The following is a 24,282-nucleotide window of genomic DNA, read 5'->3' as shown; positions in this document are numbered from 1 at the left end:
GCAGAGTCGCATGATGCCGGAGCGGGTGCGCGCCTGCCTGCTGGCCGGCATCCGCTTCGCCCTGCTGTGGCACCAGCAGGGCGGCCGACGCTGGAAGCTGATCGTTCAGCGCGGCGCCTTGAAGAAATCCCTGGACCGGCTCGCCTGAGCCGCCCACCCCCTACGATGCTCAACGCCTTCACGAATCGGAATATGCCCATGCAAGCCCAGTCCCAGCTGCCCCTGTCCGCTCTCACCGCCCTCTCCCCCGTCGACGGCCGTTACGGCACCAAGGCCGAGCGCCTGCGCGAACACTTCAGCGAGTTCGGCCTGATTCGCGCTCGTGTCATCGTCGAGGTCCGTTGGCTGCAGCGCCTGGCCGAACAGCCCGGCATCACCGAGGTCCCGCCGCTCTCCGCCCAGGCCACCGCCTTCCTCGAAGAGCTGATCCGCGACTTCTCCGTGGAGGATGCCGAGCGCATCAAGACCATCGAGCGCACCACCAACCACGACGTGAAGGCGGTGGAGTACTTCCTGAAGGAGCGTATCGCCGAGGTGTCGGAGCTGCACGCCATCAGCGAATTCGTTCACTTCGCCTGTACCAGCGAAGATATCAACAACCTCTCCCACGGGGTGATGCTGAGCGACGGCCTCAAGACCCTGCTGCCGACCATGCACGAGGTGGCCGACCAGATCGCCCGCCTGGCGCATGAGCATGCCGACCTGCCGATGCTCTCGCGTACCCACGGTCAGACGGCGAGCCCCACCACCCTGGGCAAGGAGATGGCCAACGTCGCCTACCGCCTGCGCCGCCAACTGAAGCAGATCGAAGGCGTCGAGATCCTCGGCAAGATCAACGGCGCGGTGGGCAACTACAACGCCCATCTGACCACCTACCCCGAGGTGGACTGGCAGGCCAACGCACGCACCTTCGTCGAGGGCCTGGGGCTGACCTTCAACCCCTTCACCACCCAGATCGAACCCCATGACTACATCGCCGAGCTGTTCGATGCGGTGTGTCGCTTCAACACCATTCTTGTCGACTTCGATCGCGACATCTGGGGCTATATCTCGCTGGGCTACTTCAAGCAGAAGACCGTCGAGGGCGAGATCGGCTCCTCGACCATGCCCCACAAGGTCAACCCCATCGACTTCGAGAACTCCGAAGGCAACCTCGGGCTCGCCAATGCAATTCTCGGCCACCTGGCCCAGAAGCTGCCCATCTCGCGCTGGCAGCGCGACCTCACCGACTCCACGGTACTCAGGAACCTTGGCGTTGGCCTGGCCTACGGCCTGATCGCCTACGAGGCATCGCTCAAGGGTATCGGCAAGCTCGAGGCCAATCCGACGCGCCTCGCCGAGGATCTCGATGCCAGCTGGGAGGTGCTCGCCGAGCCGATCCAGACGGTGATGCGCCGCTACGGCATCGAAAAGCCTTACGAGAAGCTCAAGGAGCTGACCCGCGGCAAGCGCATCGACCAGGCCGGCTTCGCCGCCTTCATCGATACACTGGAACTGCCCGCTCCCGTGAAGGCCGAGCTCAAGGCGCTGACCCCGGGCACCTATATCGGCAATGCCGCCGAGCAGGCGAGAAGCCTATGAGCCCCGAGACCCCGCTCACCATGCTCGGCGATCTGACCAGCACCGAATTCCTGCGCGACTACTGGCAGCAGAAGCCGGTGCTGATTCGCGGCGCCTTCCCCGACTTTCAGTGCCCGCTCTCGCCCGACGAGCTGGCCGGGCTCGCCTGCGAGGAGGGTATCGAGGCACGTCTGGTCGAGGAGCATGGCCGTGACGAGCAGGGCCAGGCACGCCCCTGGCGGGTCACTCATGGCCCCTTCGACGAATCGACCTTCGCGGCTCTCCCCGACCGCGACTGGAGCCTGCTGGTGCAGGCGGTGGACCACTATGTGCCAGAGGTAGCGGAGCTGCTTGAACGCTACACCTTCCTCCCCCGCTGGCGCCTCGACGACATCATGATCAGTTACGCCCCGCCGGGCGGCAGTGTCGGCCCCCACGTCGACCAGTATGATGTCTTCCTGCTTCAGGGCATGGGACGTCGCCGCTGGCAGCTGGGCGGTCGGGTCGCCGACGATGCCTCCATCATCCCCGGCATCGATCTGCGCATCCTCGAGAACTTCACGGTGGAACCAGGCGATGACTGGGTGCTGGAGCCCGGCGACATGCTCTACCTGCCGCCGGGCTGGGCCCACCATGGCGTCAGCCAGTCCGACGACTGCCTGACCCTCTCAGTGGGCTTCCGCGCCCCCTCGGCCGACGAGTCGCTGGCCTCCTTCGCCGACTTCCTGGGTGACAAGCTCCCCGACTCGCTGCGCTACTCCGACAGCGGCATGACGCCACCCGCCGATCCCGGCGAGCTCGACGACGCCGCCATCGAGCGCATGCGCCATCTCCTCCTCGATACCCTGGACGATCCCGCGCGTATCGCCCAGTGGTTCGGTCGGGTCATGACCCAACCGAAGTACGTCGATCAGCTGGTGCCCAATGAGGAGGCCACCGACCCGGCCGAGCTTGTCGCCGCACTACAGCAGGGCGAGGAGCTGCTGCGCAGCCCGGGGTCACGCCTGGCCTGGCGGGACCTCGGTGAGGGGCGTGCCACGCTGTTCGCCGACGGCGACGGCGCCGAGTGTGAACTTACATTGGCCCGTCTGGTCGCCTCGGAGGCGCCGCTGGATGCCGAGGTACTGGCTCACGAAGGCGCCGCCGTACTACTCGCCGCCCTTCTCGATGCCGGAAGCCTGGCCTGGGCGAGCGAGCTCGAGGAGTAACGCTCAAGGAGTCACAAGGCATACGGCCATCCATGGTTCGCCAGGAGATGTCATGACGCAACAGGAAGTCGTGAAGGTACGTGAAGGAAACTGGGAGACGCTTGGGCCCCAGGCGTCCGAGATTCGCCGTGTGGTCTTTATCGAGGAACAGGGCGTCTCCCGGCAGGAGGAGTGGGATGGCCGCGATCAGGAGTGCCGCCACTTCCTGGCCTTGTGGAACGACCTGCCCGTGGGGACCGCCCGGCTGCTGCCCGATGCCCATATCGGCCGGGTGGCGGTGCTCGCGAACGCCCGTGGGCTGGGGGTCGGCGTCGCGCTGATGCGCGCCGCCATCGAGGCGGCACGCCGTCAAGGCCAACCTGCCGTGGAGCTGGCCGCCCAGACCCACGCCCTCGCCTTCTACACTCGGCTGGGGTTCGAGGCCCACGGACCGGAGTTTCTCGACGCCGGTATCCCCCACCGCAACATGCGCCTCTCCCTCCGCGACCACTGAGTCGCCCTCTTCACACGAAAAATCACTACAGGAAGGCCCCCGCCAGGGGGCGCCGTGTAGTCGGGTTACAACGCTTCCTTACCCAAAGGGGCGATTGTTGCAGCGCATCGTCATGGGCCATAGTGCTGAACAAGGCGAATCAACGAGCGCATGTTGACGGGGCTCTTCATCACCGCCCCTCGCACTCGCTCCAGTTTGCTCAGCCTTGGAGCTTAGTCCTAGCACTTGGTCCTAGCACTTAGTCCTAACACCTAGCATTAGAGCTTGGCTTTAGACCAAGGCAGCAGAGACAGACTGCCTTCAAAGGATGACTCTGCAATGACTTCGCAGGTGCAGCATCATCGAACACCGGCAAGCGACCGACCCCAGCGATCACCCCTGAGAGAGGATGGCCCCATGTCATACCAGGAAGATATCAAGGCACTGTCCCAGCTTCGTGAAGCCATGCAGGGCAAGTGGGCGGACATCAGCCCCGAGAATGCCGCTCGCATGCGTGCCCAGAACCGCTTCAAGACCGGTCTGGACATCGCCAGGTACACCGCGAAGATCATGCGCGATGACATGGCGAGCTACGATGCCGACAGCGCCAAGTACACCCAGTCACTGGGCTGCTGGCACGGTTTCATCGGTCAGCAGAAGATGATCTCCATCAAGAAGCATTTCGGCACCACCAAGGGCCGCTACCTCTATCTCTCCGGCTGGATGGTCGCCGCCCTGCGCTCCGAGTTCGGCCCGCTACCCGACCAGTCCATGCATGAGAAGACCTCCGTATCCGGTCTGATCGAGGAGCTCTATACCTTCCTGCGCCAGGCAGATGCCTGGGAACTCAACCATCTGTTCAGGGCGCTTGAAGAAGCCAAGCAGGCCGGTGACAGCGCCAAGGTGAGCGAGCTGGAGAAGGCGATCGACAACCACGAGACCCATGTGGTGCCGATCATCGCCGATATCGATGCCGGTTTCGGCAATGCCGAGGCCACCTACCTGCTGGCCAAGCAGATGATCGAGGCGGGCGCCTGCTGTATCCAGATCGAGAACCAGGTCTCCGACGAGAAGCAGTGCGGCCACCAGGACGGCAAGGTCACCGTGCCCCATGAGGACTTCCTGGCCAAGATCAACGCCGTTCGCTATGCCTTCCTTGAGCTCGGCGTCGATGACGGCGTCATCGTGGCACGTACCGATTCCCTGGGCGCCGGCCTGACCCAGAAGATCGCCGTGACCAATGAACCGGGCGACCTGGGCGATCAGTACAACAGCTTCCTCGATGGCGACGTCATCGAGAAGGCAGAGGACATCAATAACGGCGATGTCGTCATCAAGCAGAATGGCAGGCTGGTCAAGGTCAAGCGCCTGGCCTCCGGCCTCTACCAGTTCAAGCCGGGTACCGGCGAAGACCGTGTCGTGCTGGACTGCATCACCAGCCTGCAGAACGGTGCCGACCTGATCTGGATCGAGACCGAGAAGCCCCATGTCGGCCAGATTGCCGGCATGGTGAACCGTATTCGCCAGGCGGTGCCCGATGCCAAGCTGGTCTACAACAACAGCCCCTCCTTCAACTGGACGCTGAATTTCCGCCAGCAGGTATTCGATGCCTGGCAGGAAGAGGGCAAGGACCTCTCCGCCTACGACCGCGCCAAGCTGATGAGCCCGGAGTACGACGACACCGAGCTCGCCAAGCTGGCCGACGAGTGGACCCGCAACTTCCAGCGCGATGCCTCTCGCGACGCCGGGATCTTCCACCACCTCATCACCCTGCCGACCTACCACACCGCGGCACTGTCCACCGACAGCCTGGCCAAGGGCTACTTCGGCGATGAGGGCATGCTGGCCTATGTGGAGGGCGTACAGCGCCGCGAGATCCGTGAAGGCATCGCCACCGTCAGGCACCAGGACATGGCAGGCTCCAACATCGGTGATGACCACAAGGAGTTCTTCCACGGCGACGCGGCCCTCAAGGCCGGTGGCAAGGACAACACCATGAACCAGTTCTAGCCCAATTTAACGACTGAAGGGCTGATGCAGAAGGAACTCCAGGGGAGGCGATAGGCCTCCCCTTTTCATGCCCGGACGCTCTGCCACAAGTCACTGCCACCCAAGCGGGAACTACACGACACATCCTCTGGCGGGCTAGAATTGACAGCAAGCACCCGCTCGGCACTGGCCATGCATGGCATCGCCGGGTAGACTGCGGCCTAATAGAACACTGTTCCCTTACACCACAGGGTGTCTCGTACAGTGGATTCCCGCTCAATGCCTCAGGAGGTCCAGCATGATTCCCATGAAACGTCTTCTTCCCGTACTTGCCATCGGTGCGCTGACGCTGACCGGTTGCGCCAACACCGCCTCCATGGGCGGCAACGTCTACAGCAGCAATCAGGTCGGTGCCGAGCAGACCGTGCGCTTCGGCACCATCCAGGCCCTGCGTCAGGTGCAGGTTCAGGCCGACAGCCGGGCAGGCGGCATCCTCGGCACCGGCGGCGGTGCCGTAATCGGTGGCCTGCTGGGCAACCAGGTCGGTGGCGGCTCCGGTCGCACCCTGGCCACCGCGGCTGGCGCCATCGCCGGCAGCGTGGCGGGCAGCAAGATCGAGGAGTCTGCCAACCGGGTCACCGCATGGGAGATGGAGATCCGTCGCGACGACGGCATGAACATCGTGGTGGTACAGAAGGCCGATCAGCCCTTCCAGGTCGGCCAGCGTGTACGCCTGGTCGGCAGCGGGCGTAATGTCAGCGTCGTCCCCTACTGATGGCTTGGGGTCAGTGGCGCTGACCCGAATCATCACCCCTTGACGAGAAAGGCCCACGGATCAACACCGTGGGCCTTTCTCGTGGAGCAACCAGCAAGCTGGCGAGTCACCGGGGTCGGCGGCCATCTCGGATGCGCCGACCCTCTCGGATGCTTAGTGGAAATCCACCTTGTTCATCGCCCAGCTGCCCAGCTTGACGCCAACCAGTGCCAGCAGAACCAGCAAGATGACAGTCATCAGAACATCCACTGGGCGCACCAGGGCGGTCGCACCGAGCACGGCCAGGGCCAGGCTCCAGACCACGCCGTTGTCACCGCCGGTCTTCATCGGCTGGGGCAGCATGCCGTCGAGTGAGCGGCTCAGCGAGGGCCAGCGCTTGAGGGAAAGAAAGAGGATCGCCGCAAAGGCAATCAACCAGATCACGACTTCAGCCATGGAGGTCTCCGGGTATCGATTGAGTTACATGGGGGATTCGGGTGGCCGCTAGGTTAGCCTCGCCACCGTGGCGACGCAAGCATCCAAGGAGCGCCCCGACACGCGTGAACACGACTCAGGATGAAGCCGCCAATCCTGAAAATGCCCCATTGCCCCTGACAGCATCGAGCCTGTCGCGTTACCATGCCGCTGACATGCACTCACCGAAAGGTTCTTCAATAATGCAAATTGCGCAGAATTCCGTTGTCGCGTTCCACTACACCCTGACCAACGACGCAGGTGAAGTGCTGGACAGCTCGGAAGGCCGCGAGCCGCTGACCTATCTCCACGGCGCCGGCAACATCATTCCGGGCCTCGAAAAGGAGCTCGAGGGCCTCGCCGCCGGCGACAAGCTCAATGCCACCGTGACACCCGCAGAGGGCTACGGTGAGAAGCAGGAGCAGCTGGTGCAGGAAGTACCGCGTGACGCCTTCCAGGGTGTCGAGAGCATCGAGCCCGGCATGCAGTTCCAGGCCCAGACCGAAGGCGGTCCGCTGATGGTCACCGTGACCCAGGTCAGCGGCGACACCGTCACCGTCGACGGCAACCATCCCCTGGCAGGCCAGACCCTGAACTTCGACGTCGAGGTCGCCTCGGTGCGCGAAGCCAGCGAAGAGGAAGTCGAGCACGGTCATGTGCACGGCGAGGGCGGCCACGAGCACTAAGCTCATCGGTGACCGTTACCGCATCACAAGGGGCAGCCAATCGGCTGCCCCTTTTTTCATGACGAATTTACATGCTCATGGCGAATTTAGCTGGCGAACGGGTTATCAGAGGCCGACCTTGCCACCCGGTCGTCGTCGCCACAGGAAAACGGCGATGGTCAGCGTCACGCCCAGCACCAGCCAGGAGGCCAGTACCACCCCCCTCCAGTCGTACAGATTCCAGAACGGCTCCAGCCAGAAGACCCCGAGACTGGCCCCGGTATAGTAGAACACCAGATAGAGCGCCGAGGCGCTGCCGCGAGCCTGCCCGGCATGGCGCCCTACCCAGCTGGAGGCCATGGAGTGGGCGACGAAGAATCCAAAGGCATTGAGGGTCAACCCCAGCAGGATCAGCAGCAGGCTGTCAGCCAGGGTGACCAGGGTACCCGCCATGAAGATGGCGATGCCCATCATCATGCAGGCCGGTTGAGAGAGATGGCGCACCAGTCGCCCGGAGAGCGATGAGCCCAGGGTGCCGCCCAGATAGGTCAGAAATATCAGCCCCAGCAGGGTCGACCCCAAGTTAAAGGGGGGCGCAGCCAGCCGGAAGGTGATATAGCTGTACTGATTGATGAAGATCAGGAAGTTGAGTCCACCCAGCAGATAGGCCGAAAGCAGGACCGGATTGCCCAGATGGGCGCGAAGATCCGCGAGGGCACCGCTCAATTCGAAGCGCCGCGGCGTGAACCCCCGCGCTGGGGGCAAGAGCTTCCAGAATACCGCCACGCCGACCAGCGTGATCAGCCCCACCGTCAGGAAAGCGGCGGCGCTGCCTCCCAGCTCGCCAATGCCACCCCCGACCACACGACCGCTGATGCCACCCAGGGTATTGGCGCCGATATAGAGCCCCACGGCGGCCAGCATCGCCTCCGGCTCGAACTCATCCCCCATCCAGGCGATGGCGACCGCAGGCAGACCACCCAGCACGAAGCCCTGCAGCAGACGCAGCACCAGCAGGATCTCGAAGCTGGGTGCCAGGGCCAGGGCCAGAGAGAGCCCTCCCGCCGCCAGCAGAGTGACCCGCATGATACCGGCACGACCGATGGCATCCGATAGCGGGCCGAAGACCAGCAGCGAGGCTGCCAGCGACAGCGTCGCCACCGACATCACAAGCCCCACCACCATGGTCGAGACACCATGAGCCTCGCGCAGGTCGGGCAGCAGTGGCTGAGGGGCATAGAGATTGATGAAGACCAGCAGCGAGCCCAGGCTCAATGCCAGGGTCGCACGCCACCAGGCGGCACTGCGTATCTGAATCATGAGGTTTCCTGAACGCCGGGCGCCCTGCCCCCTCAGGCGTCGACGTCGGACAGCAGTCGCTGAGCCAGATGGCTCGGCGCCAAGGCACGCCGTGCCTGCCAGTAGTAACGACGCCAGTAGCTGTTATTCAGCTTCGAGATCATCACGCCACGGGACGAGGAAGCATGCAGGAACCGGCCATCGCCGATATAGATGCCGACGTGTCGATAGATGCCAGGCGGTCGGAAGAACACCAGATCTCCAGGGGCCAGTTCGTCACGCGAGACGGGGCGACCCTCATGCACCTGCTCACCGGTGGTGCGCGGCAGGGTGAGCCGGAAGGTCTCGGCGAAGACATTCTGCACCAGCGCCGAGCAGTCGACCCCATGCTGGGAGGTGCCACCCAGGCGGTAGGGCGTGCCTTCCCAACGCTCATGCTGAGCCAGCAGGGCCTGACGAACCAGGGCGGGAGGCGGATTGCCGAGCCGGCGCGCCTCGAGGATCGGGTTGTCCACCGGTGACATCATCGGATCCCAGCCACCAGGCAGTCCCGGCAGGTCCCGGGCGAAATAGGGGGCGCCAGCATCGCGGGAAGCGTTCTGCGAAGACGTCGAGGCACAGCCGGTCAGCACGGCCAATGACACGACAACCAGCAAGGCACGATAGGGGGGAGTAACAGACATAGGATAACAACCTCTTCCCTGAGCCGCTTTCGCCGGCCGCCATGGGCCGGTAGGGTAAACAACACTATGGCAGTGCCACCGGCCAATATCGGTAGCACTGCCATAGCAGCCTGTCAGCGACTCACTGTGATTAAGGGGCTCCCGACAGGTAGAGCCCTGTATTCGATGCCACGACTATAAACCAGCAACGCCCAGCTGGCGACCTCGCTCCCGCGACACGCTTCAGTGCAGCAGGCGTGAGTCGCCCGGCAGCGTATCGATATGCATCGGCGCCCAGTGGCGTGGCCGTGCACCAGGGAATTCCAGGCTGGCCCAGGGACCCGCCAGCGGGGGCGCAGCGCTGAGCCAGGCCACCAGCGCCTGACGCAAGCCAGCAAGGAAGCTCTCCCTTTCCGGCGTCTCTCCCATGAAGAACGAGAAGCCCGCATAGAATCCCCGCGCGTAGGCCTCCCAACCGGAGTAGTGAGACGCCGCGAGACCATGGGCACGCTCCAGCACCCGGCCGAAGTCCGCCGCCTCCAGCCACCCCAGCTGGCGGCCGGCGACCGCCAGATCTACCGCCTGGGCCAGATCCCAGGCGATCAGGTCGGTGTCGTTGCAGCCATCCTCGTTATCGCGAACACGCTGCAGACGCAGCAGATGGGTACGCTCCTCCTCGCTGCAGTCGCCGCTCTCCAGGGTGGCGATCTCCGAGGCGAGGCGTGCCGCGTTGAGCGTGTACGGGGCATAGTTGATCTGATACTCCTGGCGATCGCCACTCTCCAGCAGGAAGTCCAGGAACTCGACCAGCTCCTCGGCGGAGTGCAGCGCATAGTGACCATCGACCCACTCGCGAATGGCCACCGCCTCACGCTCGCTCTCGCGATGGGGCAGGCTCCAGGGCGGGCTGTTCAGCGGCCCCACCAGCGACAGCGCGGTAAACTGTGACAGCCTCGGGCGGGGGCCCGGCTCGTGCCACTCGTCGACCCGCCAGTCGAGCCAGTGGAACAGGCTGCCAGGGTCCTCCAGGTGCCAGCGAATCTCCAGGGCGAGTGTCGGCTGCCCCTCCTCCGGCAACAGCGAGTCCCAGCAGATCCAGGCCTCCAGCAGGCGCCGGGCATCCGGATAGAAACGACACAGCGAGCCTCGCAGCGCCTCGGCCAGTGCCGCCAGGCCCTCGGCGTCGAAGGCTTCACTGTCGAAGGCCATCTGCAGATAGAAGGCGTACTTCTCGGCCATATGAATGGTGGCCGCATGCCGGCTGGCCTGGCGCAGGGCATTACGCTGGGCAAGGGTACCCGGCTCCGGTCGCCCGAAGGGGGTCTCGGCAGGCGGAAGCGCCCCATGGGCGGCATCGGCAGCAAGCTGATTCAGGTGATGGGCCTCGGCCGGCAGCCAGTAGCGCACCAGCGCCTCGACCCCCTCGTCGGGGTAGAGGTCGAGATGCTCGGCCAGGTAGCTGCGCGCATCGGCACGCCGCGCCGATGTGACGGGCACAGACGCCCCTTGTCGCACGGCAAGCTCCGGTTCACGAACCGAGGCCAGTGCCAGCACCCAGTGCCGGGCATCGGCACGCCAGCCACGCATCGCCTCCCGGGAAGACGCCATCAGGGTGTCATCCACCAGCCCCTGCAAGGGCACTCGCCAGGGACTCAACGGCGACTGCAGCAGAAGCCGCCAGTCGGCCTCGAAGGCTCCCAGCAGATCGCGCCCCTCGAACAGGCTGCGACCACGCTGGAACCCCCTGGCCAGCGCCGACCAGTCGCTATAGCGATGCTGCACCAGATCGGCGGCATGCAGGGCGAAGGCCTCCGCCTCCCCGTCCTGCAGCCAGCCGAGACAAGCCCCCGCCCAGGCCAGGTCGACCAGTCGCAACCAGTCCCAGGCGGCCCACTCCAGCGGCTCTCCCTGCTCCAGGAACGTCAGCAGGGTTCGACCATAGCGTCGCTCACCCGCCTCCAGCCCATCGCACCAGGCACGGCGCGCGTCGGGATCGAGAGCCAGCAGCCGCGTGGCATCGAGGTCCCAGCCCTGTCGATCCCCCTGGGCACCCAGCCACAGCAGGACCCGAACCAGGTCGTCCCTACCGTGCACCTGCCAGTCCTCAGCGAGCCACTCGGCCACGCCCGCCCAGTCATGCTCGCCGGCAGGCAGCGTCAGCACCGGGGCAAAGCCGGCGCGCAGTCGCCATGCCATGGCACCACCGACACTCGGCCAGAGCACCTCGGGACGATCATGTACCGCCAGCCACTCGCCGAGGCGCTCCCAGGTGATGCCATCACCCTCGTGCTCGAGAGCCGCCAGTGCGTCACAGGCCTCCGCGAAACCATCGTCACCACGCACCCAACCATCGGCACTTCGCGCTCGACGCAGTGCCTCCAGCCAGGCATCCAGGTCACGATGATGGGCGACGATCTCACCGGTCAGCCAATGCGCCCAGGCACGCGCCTGACCCCGTTCCAGCCACCCCGCGGCACCGGCCAGTGCCGCCAGTTCCAGTGCCCCCAGCAGCCTTGCCGGGTCGGCATCGGCACCGCCGATGTCCAGGGACTCCAGCAGCCGCCAGCCGAGCTCGCCGCGATCCGGCACCGCCAGGGTCGACAGGCGCGCACGGGCGTCCTCGGGTGCCACGCTGAGCGGGTCGGGATCGAAGGCCCAGTCACACAGCACCAGCTGCTGGGCCCACCAGGCGTTCAGGAGATCGATCAAGGCTCACCTCGAAGTCGGGTCGCAAGGGCCGCACGCGGCGGCGGAGTGAAACGGCGTGCCCGCCATTGGACGCCACAAGTTCCATGGCACCATGATTTGAGGCGCCATGATTTTAGGCGCCATAGTGTAACGGAAAGCGTCTCCGGCGCCGATGGCTGGTGCCATTTTTCCCCTTTCCCGACCCGCGCGGCGCCCGATGCCGGGCACGACAGGCTTGGCGAAGCGTTTTAAATAATGCACACTGCGTAAAATAAGTCGACCTACCCCTCTGGAGGACCCATGGCAGAGCTGCCCGACATCCTGATTCCCAAGGCCTTTATCGCCGGCGAGTGGCGCGACGGTGAAACATCCTACGCGGTCACCGACCCGGCCAGTGGAGAGGTGCTGACCGAGGTCCCCGACCTTGGCGCCGACGCCACCCGTGAAGCCGTGGCCGCCGCCGATGCGGCCTGGCCGGCCTGGAGGAAGCGCACCGCCAAGGAGCGGGCCAATCTACTGCGCGCCTGGTACGACGCCATCATGGACCACCAGGAGGTCCTGGCACGGCTGATGACACTGGAGCAGGGCAAGCCCCTGGCCGAGGCCCGCGGCGAAGTGGCCTACGGCGCCTCCTTCGTGGAGTTCTATGCCGAGGAGGCCAAGCGCGTGGCCGGCGAGACCCTCCCCAGCCACGGTGTCGACAAACGTATTCTGGTGTTCCGCGAGCCCATTGGTGTAGTGGCCGCCATTACGCCCTGGAACTTCCCGCTGGCGATGATCACCCGCAAGTGTGCCCCGGCCCTGGCCGCCGGCTGCCCGGTGGTCATCAAACCCGCCGAGGCGACGCCGCTTACCGCCCTGGCCGTGGTACGCCTGGCCGAGCTGGCCGGCTTCCCTGCCGGGGTGATCAACGTGGTCACCGCCAGCCGCCCGGCCGAGGTCGGCGAGGTTCTGACCAGCGACTCGCGGGTACGCAAGATCTCCTTTACCGGCTCCACCCCGGTGGGCAAGCGTCTGCTGGCCCAGTGCGCCGGCACGGTCAAGAAGGCCTCCATGGAGCTGGGCGGCAATGCTCCCTTCATCGTCTTCGATGACGCCGACCTGGATGCCGCCGTCGAAGGCGCCATCGCCTCCAAGTACCGCAACTCCGGGCAGACCTGTGTCTGCACCAACCGTTTCCTGGTCCAGGACGGGGTCTATGACGCCTTCGTCGAGAAACTGGCCGCTCGGGTCGCCGAGCTGCGCGTCGGCAGCGGCCTCGAGGAGGGCGTGGTGCAGGGGCCGCTGATCAACGCCGCCGCGGTAGAGAAGGTCGAGACGCACATCGCCGACGCCCTGAACAAGGGTGGCCGCCTGATGTGTGGCGGCAAGCCCCACGCCCTGGGTGGCACCTTCTTCGAGCCCACGGTGATCGCCGATGCCACCGAGGAGATGGCCGTGGCCCGGGAGGAGACCTTCGGTCCCCTGGCACCGGTATTCCGCTTTGAAAGTGATGAGCAGGCCATCGCCATGGCCAACGCCACCGAGTTCGGCCTGGCGGCCTACTTCTATGCCAGCGACTATCGCCGCATATGGCATGCCATGGAAGGCCTGGAGTATGGAATGGTCGCGGTGAACGAGGGCATCCTCTCCACCGAACTGGCCCCCTTCGGCGGTGTCAAGGAATCAGGGCTGGGGCGTGAAGGGTCCCACCACGGCCTGGATGAGTTCACTGAACTAAAATACGTCTGTGTCGGCGGCCTGTGACGGCTCGCCCAACCACTATTCAGGAGGCAACCATGACCAACGCAGAACTCAATCAGCTCAAGCAGCGCTATGTCGCCAACGGTGCTGCCAGCCCCTCCGAGCAATTCGCTGCCCGCGGCGAGAACGCCCTGCTCTGGGATGCCGAGGGCAATCGCATCATTGACTTCGCCGGCGGCATCGGCGTGCTCAACCTCGGCCACCGCCACCCCAAGGTGGTCGAGGCCGTCAAGGCACAGCTCGATCAGCTGATGCACACCTGCCAGACCGTCATCTCCTACGCTCCCTATGTGAAGCTGGCCGAGAAACTGTGTCAGCTCACGCCGGTGCGCGGTGAAGCCAAGACCATGCTGGTCAACTCCGGCGCCGAAGCGCTGGAGAATGCCGTCAAGATCGCGCGTGCCGCTACCGGGCGCAGCGGCATCATCTGCTTCGACGGCAGCTTCCACGGCCGGAGCTTCATGACCCTGGCCATGACCGGTAAGGTGCTGCCTTACAAGAATGACTTTGGCCCCATGCCCGGTGATGTCTTCCGCGCCCCCTTCCCGGTGCCCTACCATGGCATCAGCGAAGAGGACTCCCTGAAGGCCCTCAAGACAGTCTTCAAGACCGATATCGCACCACATCGCACCGCTGCCATCGTCATCGAGCCGATTCAGGGTGAGGGTGGCTTCTACGCCGCCTCTCCCTCCTTCCTCAAGGCGCTTCGCGAGATCTGTGACGAGCACGGCATCCTGCTGATCGTCGACGAAGTGCAGTCCGGCTTCGCGCGCACCGGCAAGCTGTTCGCCCTGGAACACAGCGGTATCGAGGCCGACATCATGACCATGGCCAAGAGCCTGGCAGACGGCATGCCGCTGTCTGCCGTGGTCGGTACCGGCTCGGTGATGGATGCCTCGGGCCCCAACTCCCTGGGCGGCACCTACAGCGGCAACCCCCTGGCCTGTGCCGCCGCACTGGCGGTGATCGAGGCCATCGAGGAAGAAGATATCCTGGCCCGCAGCCGCGCGCTCGGCGACAAGCTGGCCAAGCGCATGGCCGAATGGCAGCAGGAGTTCGAGGCGGTGGACAATCCGCGCAACGTCGGCTCCATGGCGGCATTCGAGCTGGTGGCCGACAAGTCCTCACGCACGCCGGCGCCAGAACTCGCCGCTGCCCTTTGCAAGAAGGCCAAGGAGAAGGGCCTGATCCTGCTCGCCTGTGGCTTCTGGGGGAACTCCATCCGTTTCCTGATGCCGATCACCATCGAGGACGAACTGCTCGAGGAGGGCCTGGATATCGTTGAGGCCTCCCTCAAGGAACTGGTGGGTCAGCCCGCCACTGCCTGATCGGCGCCTCAGCCGTTCGACATCACCGCCCGGCCTTGCGCCGGGCGGTGTTCGTTCGGGCCTTGTCTTCAGTCGCCGCTCCCGGGAAGATGGCAGCGTCAACCACGAGACATGACCGTGATTCTGCGAACCCTTTCCCTGTTACGCTCCCTGCAGGGCGCCAGTCAGACCGCCGACCAGGCCCGCGGCACCGTCCAGCAGGCCAGCGACTATCGCTGGCTGCGCCATGAGCTCCGCCACGGCGTGCTCACCCGCAGCGATGCACGCCTCGCCGACGGCACGCCGGCGGTGGCCATCACCCTCGCCTACCCTGCCACGACCAGCCGAATGGCCGGCGGCAGCTGGCCGGCATCCCCCGACGCGCGCGAACGCTGCCATGTCGCCGGCCAGCACGCCTGCCGCGCCGCCGGTGCCCCCGCCTACCGCACCCTGGAGAGCCTCTCCCGTGGGCTTGCCGAGGGCGGGATCGCCGTGCTGCGCGACGCCGCACGCTTTCAGTACCTGCTCGACCGCGATGCCCTCGGGCTCTCCTGGTGCCGACCCGAGGGCTTGCCGGCGGCCCTGTCGGCACGCCTGATCGAGCCCGGCGCCGATACCGGCTGGTTACTGCTCGAGTTACGGGTACCCGAGACCACACCCCCGCAACGCCTTTCCGGCGCCTGGCTGGATACATGTCTCGACCGCTACCGGCGCATCCTCCCCCGCCAGAACTAAGCCGACCAGCGACAGCCCCGACAAGCCCCCGGTATGCCGCTGTGCGCATGTCCAAGGCGCTGAAGGGAAAATCGCTGATCGGCTGAATCATGAATGGCAAGGATATTCCCTATCTCGACGACCGCCGAGTCCGGCTGACTGGAACACCCCCTGCACATCTCGAAAACAGGCCCCAGCAGGGGCCTGTTTTCACCGTTGGCGGCGAGGCATCAGGGAATCAGCACGGCGGCACCGGAGAGCCGTCCATCGCGCAGGTCGTCAAGCGCCCGGTTGGCGGCTTCCAGGGGGTAGGCTCGGGTCTCGGTACGAATCGGCACCTTCGGGGCCAGAGCCAGGAACGCCTCGCCATCCTGGCGCGTCAGATTGGCTACCGATTTCAGCGAACGCTCCTCCCACAATAGACGATAGGGAAAGCTCGGGATATCGGACATGTGAATGCCCCCGGACACCACGCAGCCGCCGGGGCGCACATGAGACAACGCCGTAAGCACCAGCTCACCCACCGGGGCAAACAGCAGCGCGGCATCCAGCGGTTCGGGTGGTGTCTGGTCACTGCCACCGGCCCATTCCGCGCCAAGTCGGCGGGCGAAGGCCTGGGCCTCATCGTCACCGGGGCGGGTGAAGGCGAAGACGCGCTGACCGTGGTACCTCGCCAGTTGGATCAGGATATGGGCGGCAGCACCGAAGCCATAGAGCCCGAGCACCCGAGGCGCATCCCCACCGGCCAGCCGCCAGGTGCGAAAGCCGATCAGACCGGCACACAGCAACGGTGCGCTGGCCTGCGCATCGCCCTGCGACACCGGGAAGCAGTAGCGGGCATCGGCCACACAGTACTCGGCATAGCCGCCGTCGCGGGTATAGCCGGTAAACTCGGCCTGCCGACAGAGGTTTTCCTTCCCCCGTCGGCAGGCCGCGCACTCGCCACAGGTCCAGCCCAGCCAGGGCACGCCGACCCTGTCCCCCGGCGCCATGCCGGTGACGCCATCCCCCACCAGGGTAACCACACCGATGATTTCGTGGCCCAGCACCAGCGGCAGACGAGGATCGGCGAGCTCGCCATCCATCACATGCAGGTCGGTGCGACACACCCCACAGGCCAGTACCCGCAGCTGGACGTCACCCGGCCCCGGGCGGGGACGAGGCACTGTCTCCCACACCAGGGGCCGACCAGGTGCATGAAGGCGCATGGCACGCATGGTGTCGCTCATCGAAAGCCTCCTGTCGCCAGACTCGGGTCGTTGATGACAGGATAGCCGAGGGCTCACACGGTGACCTTGACCTCGTATCCGGTGTACTTGCGCAGGTTGATCACCCCGCTGTCGAGTATCAGGTACTGCCCCTTGAGGCCGAGCAGGATGCCCGACACCTCAGGCGTCTTGTCGAGGTTATGGGAGACCACCTTGGTGGGGTGCTCCAGCACCGGATACTCCAGGGTCACCGGCGCCTCATTCAGAGCCCGGATGGCATCGGCGCCGAAGCGTTCCCGCAGGTTGGCGAGCCCGCCCTCGAGTCGCACCAGCAACCGATCCCGTTCGGCGGGCAGGTCGAGCACGGCGGTGTCTCCCTTTAGCATCGCCCGCCAGTTGGTACGGTCGGAGACCTCCTCCTTGAACAGCATCTCCACGAAGCCGGACTGCTGGCGTGTCTCCACCGCCATGATGGGCAGCGCCTGAACCGCCCCCTGGTCGAGCCAGCGAGTGGGCACCTGGGTACCACGGGTAATCCCCACCTTGAGACCCGAGGCATTGGCCAGATAGACGATATGCGGCTGAAAGCAGTGACGCTCGGCCCACTCCGGTTCCCGGCAGGTACCCGCAAAGAAGTGACAGGTTTCGGGCTTGACGATACAGGTGTCACACTGGGCGAGCCGCTTGAAGCAGGGGTAGCAGTAACCCTGGGCAAAACTCTTCTTTGTTGCACGACCACAGTGAGTGCAGGCGATGGCGCCGCTCCAGGCAAGGGTCAGCGGCCGACCCAAACACTCATTGAGCGCCAGACGTTGCTCGCCGGCCCGCAGGGTATAGTGGGCCGGCTCACCGCCCTGCCCCGGGACGATGCCCATCTTGGTCAAGCAGCCCTGCACCTCACTCGCCACGACCAGCGACTCAGTCACGACCGGCGTCCCTCGCCAGGCCAGCCAGCGCCGGGTCGACGTTCGCGCCACTGCTGGCCCCCCCGCAGGTGCGCCGCTCCAGGTAGCCGACGCGCTCGCTCTCGGGCACGTTGTTCTCCACCTCGTAGCGCATCACCGCCTCGAGACAGAGTTTGGTCTGCTCGCGTGTCAGCAGGCGACCGTCGGGCCACTTGCGCAGGGCGACCGCCTGCTTGAGGCTCTCGTAGATGGACGGGCTCATCTGCTGGATCATGCGCTCGAAGGTCATATCACTCATCGTAAGGTTCTCCAGGGAATCGATGCGTCAGCGCTGGTGGCGGGCGCGTCCGGAATGGTACCAGCCCAGAGCCAGGCCCACGACCAGGCCTCCCAGGTGTGCCTCGTTGGCCACATTGCCGAAGCCTACCGTGGTTGCCATGTCGGTCATGGTGAAGAGCATCCAGCCCAGCATGAACACCACCAGCATCTGGGGCACGAAGAAGCCGCTGCCCGGGGCACGCCGAGACATCAGCCAGACATAGCCGAGCAGCGCGAAGTCAACGCCTGACATGCCACCGAACAGTGCCGTTCCGGCGGCATACTGAGCCAGGTTGGCACCGATGCCGGCGGCAAGCAGAATCGTCAGCATGCGCCGACTCCCCTGCAGCGCCTCCACCTGGCGACCGAAGTACCATAGCCAGAGCATGTTGAAGATCAGGTGCATCCAGCCAAAGTGCAGGAAAGCGGGCGACAGCAGGCGCCACACCTGGCCTGAGGCCAGTACATCCGACAGACTTCCCACCGACAGGGTGCCGGCCGGGCTGATTCCCAGCGGCACGATGGCCAGCAGCGCGATCACCAGGTCACCGAACAGCGCCATGGCGGCAAACACCAGCAGGCACAGCCCCAGGGTCGCGGTGGTCAACGGGGCCTGACGCCACACCGACAGCAGCGTCCCGGCCCGGTCGGGACGGCGAGACGTGGTGTCGACAGTCATTGGCTCGCCACGCTGCCAGCGTCCCACCACCTCCAGCAGCGCCTCATGCTGGGCAGGGTCGGCCAGCCACAGCAGCTGCCCATCCTCCTCGGCAGTGATGCGATGGCCGATCCGCGCCGCCCAGAGGGCACGGCGCAACTCACGGGTGTCGGCATCCACGGGCAGCATCATCACGCGATACATGGTATTACCTCGGGGTTGGTGGCCCGCCGCCAGTGAACACCCGGCGACCATGCATCAAAAAACCGTGCATCTAAAAACATGTATCAAACAACCATGCATAAAAAATCCGGCGGAGGGGGCCGCCGGACAAGAGCAAGGGATCATTCAAGGGAACACCTACTCTGATGGCGAATGGCGCCGGGAGTTCACCGCCCGACACGATAATTTTGTAACAGTGTGTATCAATCGAGATCAATCTCCCACGGCTGAGGCCTCACCTGTTCCTCCCGGGGCACTCGCAGCCATACGAAGTGGTCGGCATTCAGCCGCGACTCGCCACTCCAGCGATAGGCGACCAGACGACCGAACTTCACGGCGCTGTAGTCCAGGCAGGCAATATTGGCCGTCGGCAGCGCCGGAATGCCCTCGCACCAGTAGTGACCGATAAACAGCGGGGGCTCGTCCAGGCCATAGTGACACAGGCGGGACCGCTCCTCTTCGGTCAAGGGACGTTGCTCGAGATCGCCGGGCAGGTTGTCCGGCTGGAACACCACATCACCCCAGGTCTGCGGTGAGCGTGCCCAGAAGTGGGTGCGAAAGCTGCGCCGGGTGAAACCGTCTCCCGAGTGAATCGCCACCCCCAGGGGCAGGGGCATCTGGGTGCCTCGTGTCAGGCGGTCGAGAATCTTGAAGGCACGGGTGCCGGGCGCCGTGGACTCGACCAGGAACGCCTGATCCAGACGAGCGTCGGGTCGGCGCCGATAGAGCTCGTCGATCAGCGTCTGATCCCAACAGGCGTGAACCACCCGCAGGCCGTCGAGCTCCAGACACAGCGGCATCTCCCGGAACCAGGCCAGAGCCTCCTCCCACTCCTGGGGATGATCACGGTACTGCTCGAGGGTCTCGCGAATGATGCGATTGTTGCGTGGAGAGTGCTCGCGTAACCAGTCCCGGCCAAGTCCCGAGGGGGCCGGCTGGCAATAGGTCAAGGCGTTGTATTCATGATTGCCCATCACGATATGCGCCTCGCCCGCCTCCACCATGCGATAGGCGATCTGCACCGCCAGCCGCACGCGCGGCCCCCTGTCGACCAGGTCGCCGAGGAAGATCACCTTGCGTCGCGGGTGTCGATAGACGCCGCCTCGCTGGTGATAGCCGAGCTTCTCCAGCAGGGCCGCCAGGGTGGCGCCACAGCCGTGCACATCACCGATCAGGTCATAGCCCTCGAGCCTCGCCCGCTTGTTCACGTCAATCTCCCAGGCGATGGCTCCAGCCCAGCTTACTGCGCAGGACCTCGTAGAAGTTGTGCCCCACCGGGTGCACCAGATGCACCGTTTGAGGCTTGCGGCGAATCACCAGGACATCATCGGGCTTGGCCACCGCCCGGGTCTGCCCATCGCAGCTGATATGCGGGTAGGTCTGGTTGGTCTCACCGATATGGATACGGATCTCGCTGGACGCATCCACCACGATCGGGCGGCTCGACAGGGTGTGCGGGAACATCGGCACCAGGGTCAGCACGTCGAGGCGCGGGTGCATGATCGGCCCGCCGCCGGAGAGCGAATAGGCGGTCGAACCGGTGGGGGTGGCGATGATCAGGCCATCGCTGCGCTGGCTGTAGACGAACTGACCATCGAGAAAGAGCTCGAACTCGATCATGCGCACCGCCTTGCCGGGATGCAGCACGACCTCGTTGAGCGCATCACCACTACCCATCAGGGTATCGTCACGATAAAGCTCGGCATCGAGCAGGAAGCGCTCCTCCACCTCATAGTGCCCCTCGAGCACCTCGCCGACCCGCTCCTCCAGCTCGTCGGGGGAGATATCGGTCAGGAACCCCAGCCGGCCACGGTTGACACCCAGCACCAGGGTACCGCTATGACAGAGGGTACGAGCCGCGCCCAGCAGACTGCCGTCGCCCCCCACCACGATCACCAGATCGCACAGCTCACCGAGCATTCGCCGGCTGGCCTCGGGGTGGCCGTGGTCGAGCAGCACCGTGGCGGTGCGATCCTCGACAATGACATGCAGGCCACGCTCGTCGAGAAAGCGCATCAGGCGCTTGAGGGTTTCGACCACCCCGGCGCTGCCCAGGCGGCCGATCAGACCAATATGGCGGAAGGGTGGCGTCTCACGCCCCATCGCCGTTCTCTGTTGGGGTGACATTCGGGGGCCTCTCGCAGCTCAGCGGCTCATTATGGCGAGCGCTCTGCCCACGAGCAAACACGACCTCAGGCCAGCGAGGCAGATCGCCGACGCACCCACCACTCGTTGAGCAACAGAGCCGCCAGGATGATGCCCCCTCCCAACCCGAGACGAACGAGGTCGGCATCCCGGTTCCAGATCGCCAGGTTGACCACCAGTCCCGCTGGAATCAGCGCATTGTTCATGATCGCCAGGGCCCCGGCATCGACTCGCACGGCGCCGAGGTTCCACAGGAAGTAGCCCAGGCCGGAGGCGACCAGCCCCAGCCATAGCAACACGCCCCACTGAACGTCGGTAGAGGGAAGCGCGGCGGCATTGCCGAGCAGGGCGAAGGCCGGCACCGCCACGACCAGGGCCCCGAGGTAGAACCAGGCGAAGACGCTGTAGCGCGGCAACGACTCGGGCAGCTCGGCCGACAGCCGCCGGTAGCCCACCTGACCGAGAGCGAAGCAGAGGTTGGCACCCTGCACGACCAGAAAGCCCATCCAGAAGCCCCCATCAACGCCGTCGTAACGGATCACCGCGGCCCCCAGCACGGCCAGTGACGCAGTGATCAGATAGAAGGGGGTAAAGCGCCCGAAGAGTGCATCGTCGAGCAGGGTGATATAGATCGGCGTGAAGATGGTGAACAGCAGCACCTCCGGCACCGAAAGGAGCAGAAACGACTGGTAGAAGAACAGGTACATCACCCCGAGCTGAACCGCCCCCAGCCCCATCAACACCCAGCGCTGGCGCCCCTTCAGCAGTCGTGGGCGCAAAAATGGCAGGAAGACCAGCGCCGCCAGTGCGACCCTCATCAGCACCGCAAAGTAGCTGTCCACCTGACCAGCAAGGTAGACGCCGATCAGCGAGAAGGAGAACGCCCAGAGCACGGTAACGCCAATCAGGAACCCCATCGGTAAACCCTATGCAAAATTAAAGTTTACCAAGCTTACACCTGGGGCGAGAACGCTGCCAAGCGGCATGGCGATGTCAGTGGCGCGAGAGGCGCCACCAGGCATAAGCCACTCCCGGCACCCATCCAAGCAGGGTCAACGCCAGGGCGATGAGCACGGGGCGTGCCCCCAGCCCGGCGAGTCCCAGGGCCAGTGGCGGCAACAGGATCGCCAGCAAGCGCAGTGCCAGGCGTACACGAGGCGGTGCCTCGAAAACCGCGTCGGATGACGCCGGGGAGTGACCGACGGCGCGCCCCTCTTGCGCTGGGGGTATAAAGGTGCCCACGCTCGTATCCTCCGCCGAGGCATCCTGTTCATTGGCCAGGGGTTGTTCATGGGCGAGAGCTTGACGATGAGCCTCATGGTCGATCTTCTGATCGATGGAGTCGGCACCCTCGGCCAGCTCGCCATGATAGCGCTCCCACTCCTCCCAGTCGTGGGGCGTACCGGCCCGGGGTCGGTGGTCACCGGACTCCCGGGCGCGCGCCCAGGCCTTCTCTTCCAGCGTGTTGGGGCGCTCGCGGTCGCGCTCGCCATCCAGCCCCTTCCGGGCGAGGTATTCGCGTGCATCCATGGATAACCTCCAGGGAACATAAGATGGTGATAGGTTTGAGGGGGTGACGGCATCCCGGGTTCCCCGGGTCCACAAGCGTTGAAGGTGGCTCGCCCGGGCACGACGGAGAACCGTCATGGTCGGCTATGCTAAGGGCAAACCGGCACAAGGAGACCCTCATGGCCAACAAGGCTCCCACCATCGTACGTGAGATCATGTCCCGCGACTGCTACCGGGTCACCAGCAAGACCTCGGTCGCCACGCTGGCCCAGGGGCTTGCCCTGCACCGCCTGCCCGGTGCACCGGTGGTCGATGGAAACGACCAGCTTATCGGCTTCATCTCGGAGCAGGATGTGATGGGCAAGGTGCTGGAGAGTGCCTATCTCAACGACGAGCCGCCGCTGGTCAGCGACCTGATGCGCCACGAGGTGCTCTCGGTGTCACCTACCAAGAGCATCACCGACCTGGCCCAGGAGATGCTTGGCAACAAGCCCAAGGTCTATCCGGTCGTCGAGCAGCATCGGCTGGTAGGCATCGTGACCCGCCGCGACGTACTCGACGCCATTCTGCGCATGCGCCACCGCTGACCGCCGAGCGGCGCTCAACCGGCTCCCCCAGCCCCGTCGACCGACGGGGCAAACATGTTGGCACCAGCGGGCCTGCCCTCTCCAGTCACCCTCTTGCCATCGGGAACGGCCGCATCGACCCAGAAAAAAAAGAGGCCGCTCCCGAAGGAACGGCCCAAGATGCGATCGAAACTGCCAGCGGAGCAACAGTGTTAGCGACTGCTATCGCGACTGGCTGTACAGAGTCAGACAGCCCTTGGCGAGAAAGTTCGCGACAAGCCAAAATTTTTTCAATTTTTTCGAGCGGAGCGCCAATGAAAACAGCCGCTTGACGCCGTTTCACCGATATATCGAATAAGCTGGCGATGCGGGGTCTACACCCTCGGGCCGGCAGGACAGGCACGACAGCGGTCCCGCGGCTCCCGGCAAATACCACAAAACAACGGGTTAGCGCCCCGGGAACAGGAAACCCACAAGACGGCTTGCAATGGGCAAGGCGTTGGTTTTACTATCGAAAACGACTCGCGGGTGTAGCTCAATGGTAGAGCAGAAGCTTCCCAAGCTTAAGACGAGGGTTCGATTCCCTTCACCCGCTCCATGCCTACTCTAACCTACTGATATTCAAGATTTTTCCCACCTTTCATAGGGTTAGGCACTACAGGAATGGCTACACAAGTGGCTACACCTGCCCCTCTCTCCAATGCTACCATCACCCCATCGACCGGACGTTCACTAACGTTCACTGCTACGCGATTGGGGAATCACCATGGCCAGAGGCAAGCCCACCGACACCCGAAGCCTTCGCCAGCGTGGCAACATCTGGTTCATCCAGAAGCGCCTCTCTCCGCTCCTCTCCAAGCACCTCGGCAAGAAGATCCTCCAGCAGAGCACCCGGACGGGCGACCTTGATGAAGCCTGTCGGATACGGGACCGCGTACTCGCTGACCTCGGTGACCTTGAAGCCGAGCTGAAGGGTGAAGCCTCACAGCGCCAGCAGAGGCGCATGTTCCTTCAGGCAAGAGAGGAACTCAGGGAGACAGCCGATTCGCTAGTCAGTACCGATACCCGTGATCCTGTGGCCCTGTCTGACGTAATAGACCCCGAGAAGCTCCCAGAGATCGAGCAAGACGCCTTCAGGAGTGAACCGTACCGGGATTCCCGGAGGCTCCAAACCTTGAGAGGATGGAGCCATGAACACTTCCAAGCGATATGCACC

The 24,282-nt window shown here is 64.7% G+C and carries 24 protein-coding genes and 1 tRNA gene; 13 read left to right on the top strand and 12 right to left on the bottom strand.

Annotation, left to right across the window (positions count from 1 at the left end; genetic code table 11):
• From Q0894_RS14150 to Q0894_RS14125, 6 genes are all read left to right on the top strand, one after another.
• Window positions 1-148 (top strand): DUF489 family protein (locus Q0894_RS14150; protein WP_299236508.1); only part of this gene is annotated, 148 nt, incomplete at its 5' end.
• Between the two features lie 68 nt (window positions 149-216).
• Window positions 217-1,581: an adenylosuccinate lyase gene (purB, locus tag Q0894_RS14145; RefSeq protein ID WP_299236506.1), complete on the top strand. Its 1,365-nt coding sequence runs from the start codon at window positions 217-219 to the stop codon at window positions 1,579-1,581.
• Complete coding sequence (locus tag Q0894_RS14140) at window positions 1,578-2,768, top strand: cupin domain-containing protein (RefSeq protein ID WP_299236500.1); 1,191 nt, start codon at window positions 1,578-1,580, stop codon at window positions 2,766-2,768. Before purB ends, Q0894_RS14140 begins: the two co-directional genes overlap by 4 nt.
• Before the next feature lie 52 nt (window positions 2,769-2,820).
• Entirely contained in the window at window positions 2,821-3,261 is a 441-nt protein-coding gene (locus Q0894_RS14135; RefSeq protein WP_299236498.1) for a GNAT family N-acetyltransferase, read from the top strand.
• Between the two features lie 396 nt (window positions 3,262-3,657).
• The gene (locus Q0894_RS14130; RefSeq protein WP_132044919.1) at window positions 3,658-5,250 is read left to right on the top strand and encodes an isocitrate lyase; all 1,593 of its coding nucleotides are present in this window, start codon (window positions 3,658-3,660) and stop codon (window positions 5,248-5,250) included.
• Between the two features lie 286 nt (window positions 5,251-5,536).
• On the top strand, window positions 5,537-6,004 hold the full coding sequence (locus tag Q0894_RS14125) for a glycine zipper 2TM domain-containing protein (RefSeq protein WP_299236504.1): 468 nt from the start codon (window positions 5,537-5,539) through the stop codon (window positions 6,002-6,004).
• Between the two features lie 153 nt (window positions 6,005-6,157).
• Here the strand turns inward: Q0894_RS14125 and Q0894_RS14120 are convergent, their stop codons facing one another.
• Window positions 6,158-6,439: a hypothetical protein gene (locus Q0894_RS14120; RefSeq protein ID WP_299236496.1), complete on the bottom strand. Its 282-nt coding sequence runs from the start codon at window positions 6,437-6,439 to the stop codon at window positions 6,158-6,160.
• Window positions 6,440-6,660: 221 nt separating this feature from the next.
• Between Q0894_RS14120 and Q0894_RS14115 the strand changes: the two genes are divergently transcribed.
• On the top strand, window positions 6,661-7,143 hold the full coding sequence (locus Q0894_RS14115) for a peptidylprolyl isomerase (RefSeq protein WP_299236494.1): 483 nt from the start codon (window positions 6,661-6,663) through the stop codon (window positions 7,141-7,143).
• Window positions 7,144-7,248: 105 nt separating this feature from the next.
• Here Q0894_RS14115 and Q0894_RS14110 read toward each other — a convergent pair whose 3' ends face one another.
• The 3 genes from Q0894_RS14110 to Q0894_RS14100 form a co-directional block, all read right to left on the bottom strand.
• Window positions 7,249-8,442 (bottom strand): MFS transporter, encoded by a 1,194-nt coding sequence (locus Q0894_RS14110; protein WP_299236492.1) that lies wholly within the window; start codon window positions 8,440-8,442, stop codon window positions 7,249-7,251.
• Between the two features lie 32 nt (window positions 8,443-8,474).
• On the bottom strand, window positions 8,475-9,104 hold the full coding sequence (locus Q0894_RS14105) for an NlpC/P60 family protein (protein ID WP_299236490.1): 630 nt from the start codon (window positions 9,102-9,104) through the stop codon (window positions 8,475-8,477).
• A gap of 222 nt (window positions 9,105-9,326) precedes the next feature.
• Entirely contained in the window at window positions 9,327-11,792 is a 2,466-nt protein-coding gene (locus tag Q0894_RS14100; protein WP_299236488.1) for a DUF1266 domain-containing protein, read from the bottom strand.
• A gap of 279 nt (window positions 11,793-12,071) precedes the next feature.
• Between Q0894_RS14100 and Q0894_RS14095 the strand changes: the two genes are divergently transcribed.
• From Q0894_RS14095 to Q0894_RS14085, 3 genes are all read left to right on the top strand, one after another.
• Window positions 12,072-13,517 carry an NAD-dependent succinate-semialdehyde dehydrogenase gene (locus Q0894_RS14095; protein WP_299236486.1) on the top strand — a complete coding sequence of 482 codons (1,446 nt, stop codon included), beginning with the start codon at window positions 12,072-12,074 and terminating at the stop codon, window positions 13,515-13,517.
• Window positions 13,518-13,549: 32 nt separating this feature from the next.
• Window positions 13,550-14,842 carry a 4-aminobutyrate--2-oxoglutarate transaminase gene (gene gabT / locus Q0894_RS14090; protein WP_299236484.1) on the top strand — a complete coding sequence of 431 codons (1,293 nt, stop codon included), beginning with the start codon at window positions 13,550-13,552 and terminating at the stop codon, window positions 14,840-14,842.
• A 117-nt stretch (window positions 14,843-14,959) separates the two neighbouring features.
• Entirely contained in the window at window positions 14,960-15,556 is a 597-nt protein-coding gene (locus Q0894_RS14085) for a hypothetical protein (protein ID WP_299236482.1), read from the top strand.
• 209 nt (window positions 15,557-15,765) lie between these two features.
• Here the strand turns inward: Q0894_RS14085 and Q0894_RS14080 are convergent, their stop codons facing one another.
• The 8 genes from Q0894_RS14080 to Q0894_RS14045 form a co-directional block, all read right to left on the bottom strand.
• On the bottom strand, window positions 15,766-16,764 hold the full coding sequence (locus Q0894_RS14080) for a zinc-dependent alcohol dehydrogenase family protein (RefSeq protein WP_299236480.1): 999 nt from the start codon (window positions 16,762-16,764) through the stop codon (window positions 15,766-15,768).
• Between the two features lie 53 nt (window positions 16,765-16,817).
• Complete coding sequence (locus Q0894_RS14075; protein WP_299236502.1) at window positions 16,818-17,618, bottom strand: DUF2797 domain-containing protein; 801 nt, start codon at window positions 17,616-17,618, stop codon at window positions 16,818-16,820.
• A gap of 43 nt (window positions 17,619-17,661) precedes the next feature.
• Window positions 17,662-17,946: a DUF1315 family protein gene (locus Q0894_RS14070; protein WP_299236478.1), complete on the bottom strand. Its 285-nt coding sequence runs from the start codon at window positions 17,944-17,946 to the stop codon at window positions 17,662-17,664.
• A gap of 27 nt (window positions 17,947-17,973) precedes the next feature.
• Window positions 17,974-18,828 (bottom strand): rhomboid family intramembrane serine protease, encoded by an 855-nt coding sequence (locus Q0894_RS14065; RefSeq protein WP_299236476.1) that lies wholly within the window; start codon window positions 18,826-18,828, stop codon window positions 17,974-17,976.
• A 221-nt stretch (window positions 18,829-19,049) separates the two neighbouring features.
• On the bottom strand, window positions 19,050-20,054 hold the full coding sequence (locus Q0894_RS14060; RefSeq protein ID WP_299236474.1) for a metallophosphoesterase: 1,005 nt from the start codon (window positions 20,052-20,054) through the stop codon (window positions 19,050-19,052).
• Window position 20,055: 1 nt separating this feature from the next.
• Window positions 20,056-20,973, bottom strand: coding sequence for an NAD(+) kinase (locus tag Q0894_RS14055; RefSeq protein WP_299236472.1), 918 nt, complete (start codon window positions 20,971-20,973; stop codon window positions 20,056-20,058).
• A 65-nt stretch (window positions 20,974-21,038) separates the two neighbouring features.
• On the bottom strand, window positions 21,039-21,908 hold the full coding sequence (locus tag Q0894_RS14050) for a carboxylate/amino acid/amine transporter (RefSeq protein ID WP_299236470.1): 870 nt from the start codon (window positions 21,906-21,908) through the stop codon (window positions 21,039-21,041).
• A gap of 76 nt (window positions 21,909-21,984) precedes the next feature.
• Window positions 21,985-22,521, bottom strand: coding sequence for a YqaE/Pmp3 family membrane protein (locus Q0894_RS14045; protein WP_299236468.1), 537 nt, complete (start codon window positions 22,519-22,521; stop codon window positions 21,985-21,987).
• 158 nt (window positions 22,522-22,679) lie between these two features.
• Here Q0894_RS14045 and Q0894_RS14040 point away from each other — a divergent pair, with 158 nt between their 5' ends.
• The 3 genes from Q0894_RS14040 to Q0894_RS14030 all read left to right on the top strand — a co-directional run.
• A complete protein-coding gene (locus Q0894_RS14040) occupies window positions 22,680-23,087 on the top strand; it encodes a CBS domain-containing protein (protein WP_299236466.1) in 408 nt (135 codons plus the stop codon).
• A gap of 503 nt (window positions 23,088-23,590) precedes the next feature.
• Window positions 23,591-23,664 (top strand) — tRNA-Gly (locus Q0894_RS14035).
• A 168-nt stretch (window positions 23,665-23,832) separates the two neighbouring features.
• Window positions 23,833-24,282: hypothetical protein (locus Q0894_RS14030; protein ID WP_299236464.1), on the top strand; the 450-nt coding region annotated here is incomplete at its 3' end.

Source organism: uncultured Halomonas sp., assembly GCF_947501415.1.
In the GTDB taxonomy this organism is placed as follows: domain Bacteria; phylum Pseudomonadota; class Gammaproteobacteria; order Pseudomonadales; family Halomonadaceae; genus Halomonas.
The sequence above is the reverse complement of the archived record's forward strand: the minus strand, read 5'-3'. Positions and strand labels throughout refer to the sequence as shown.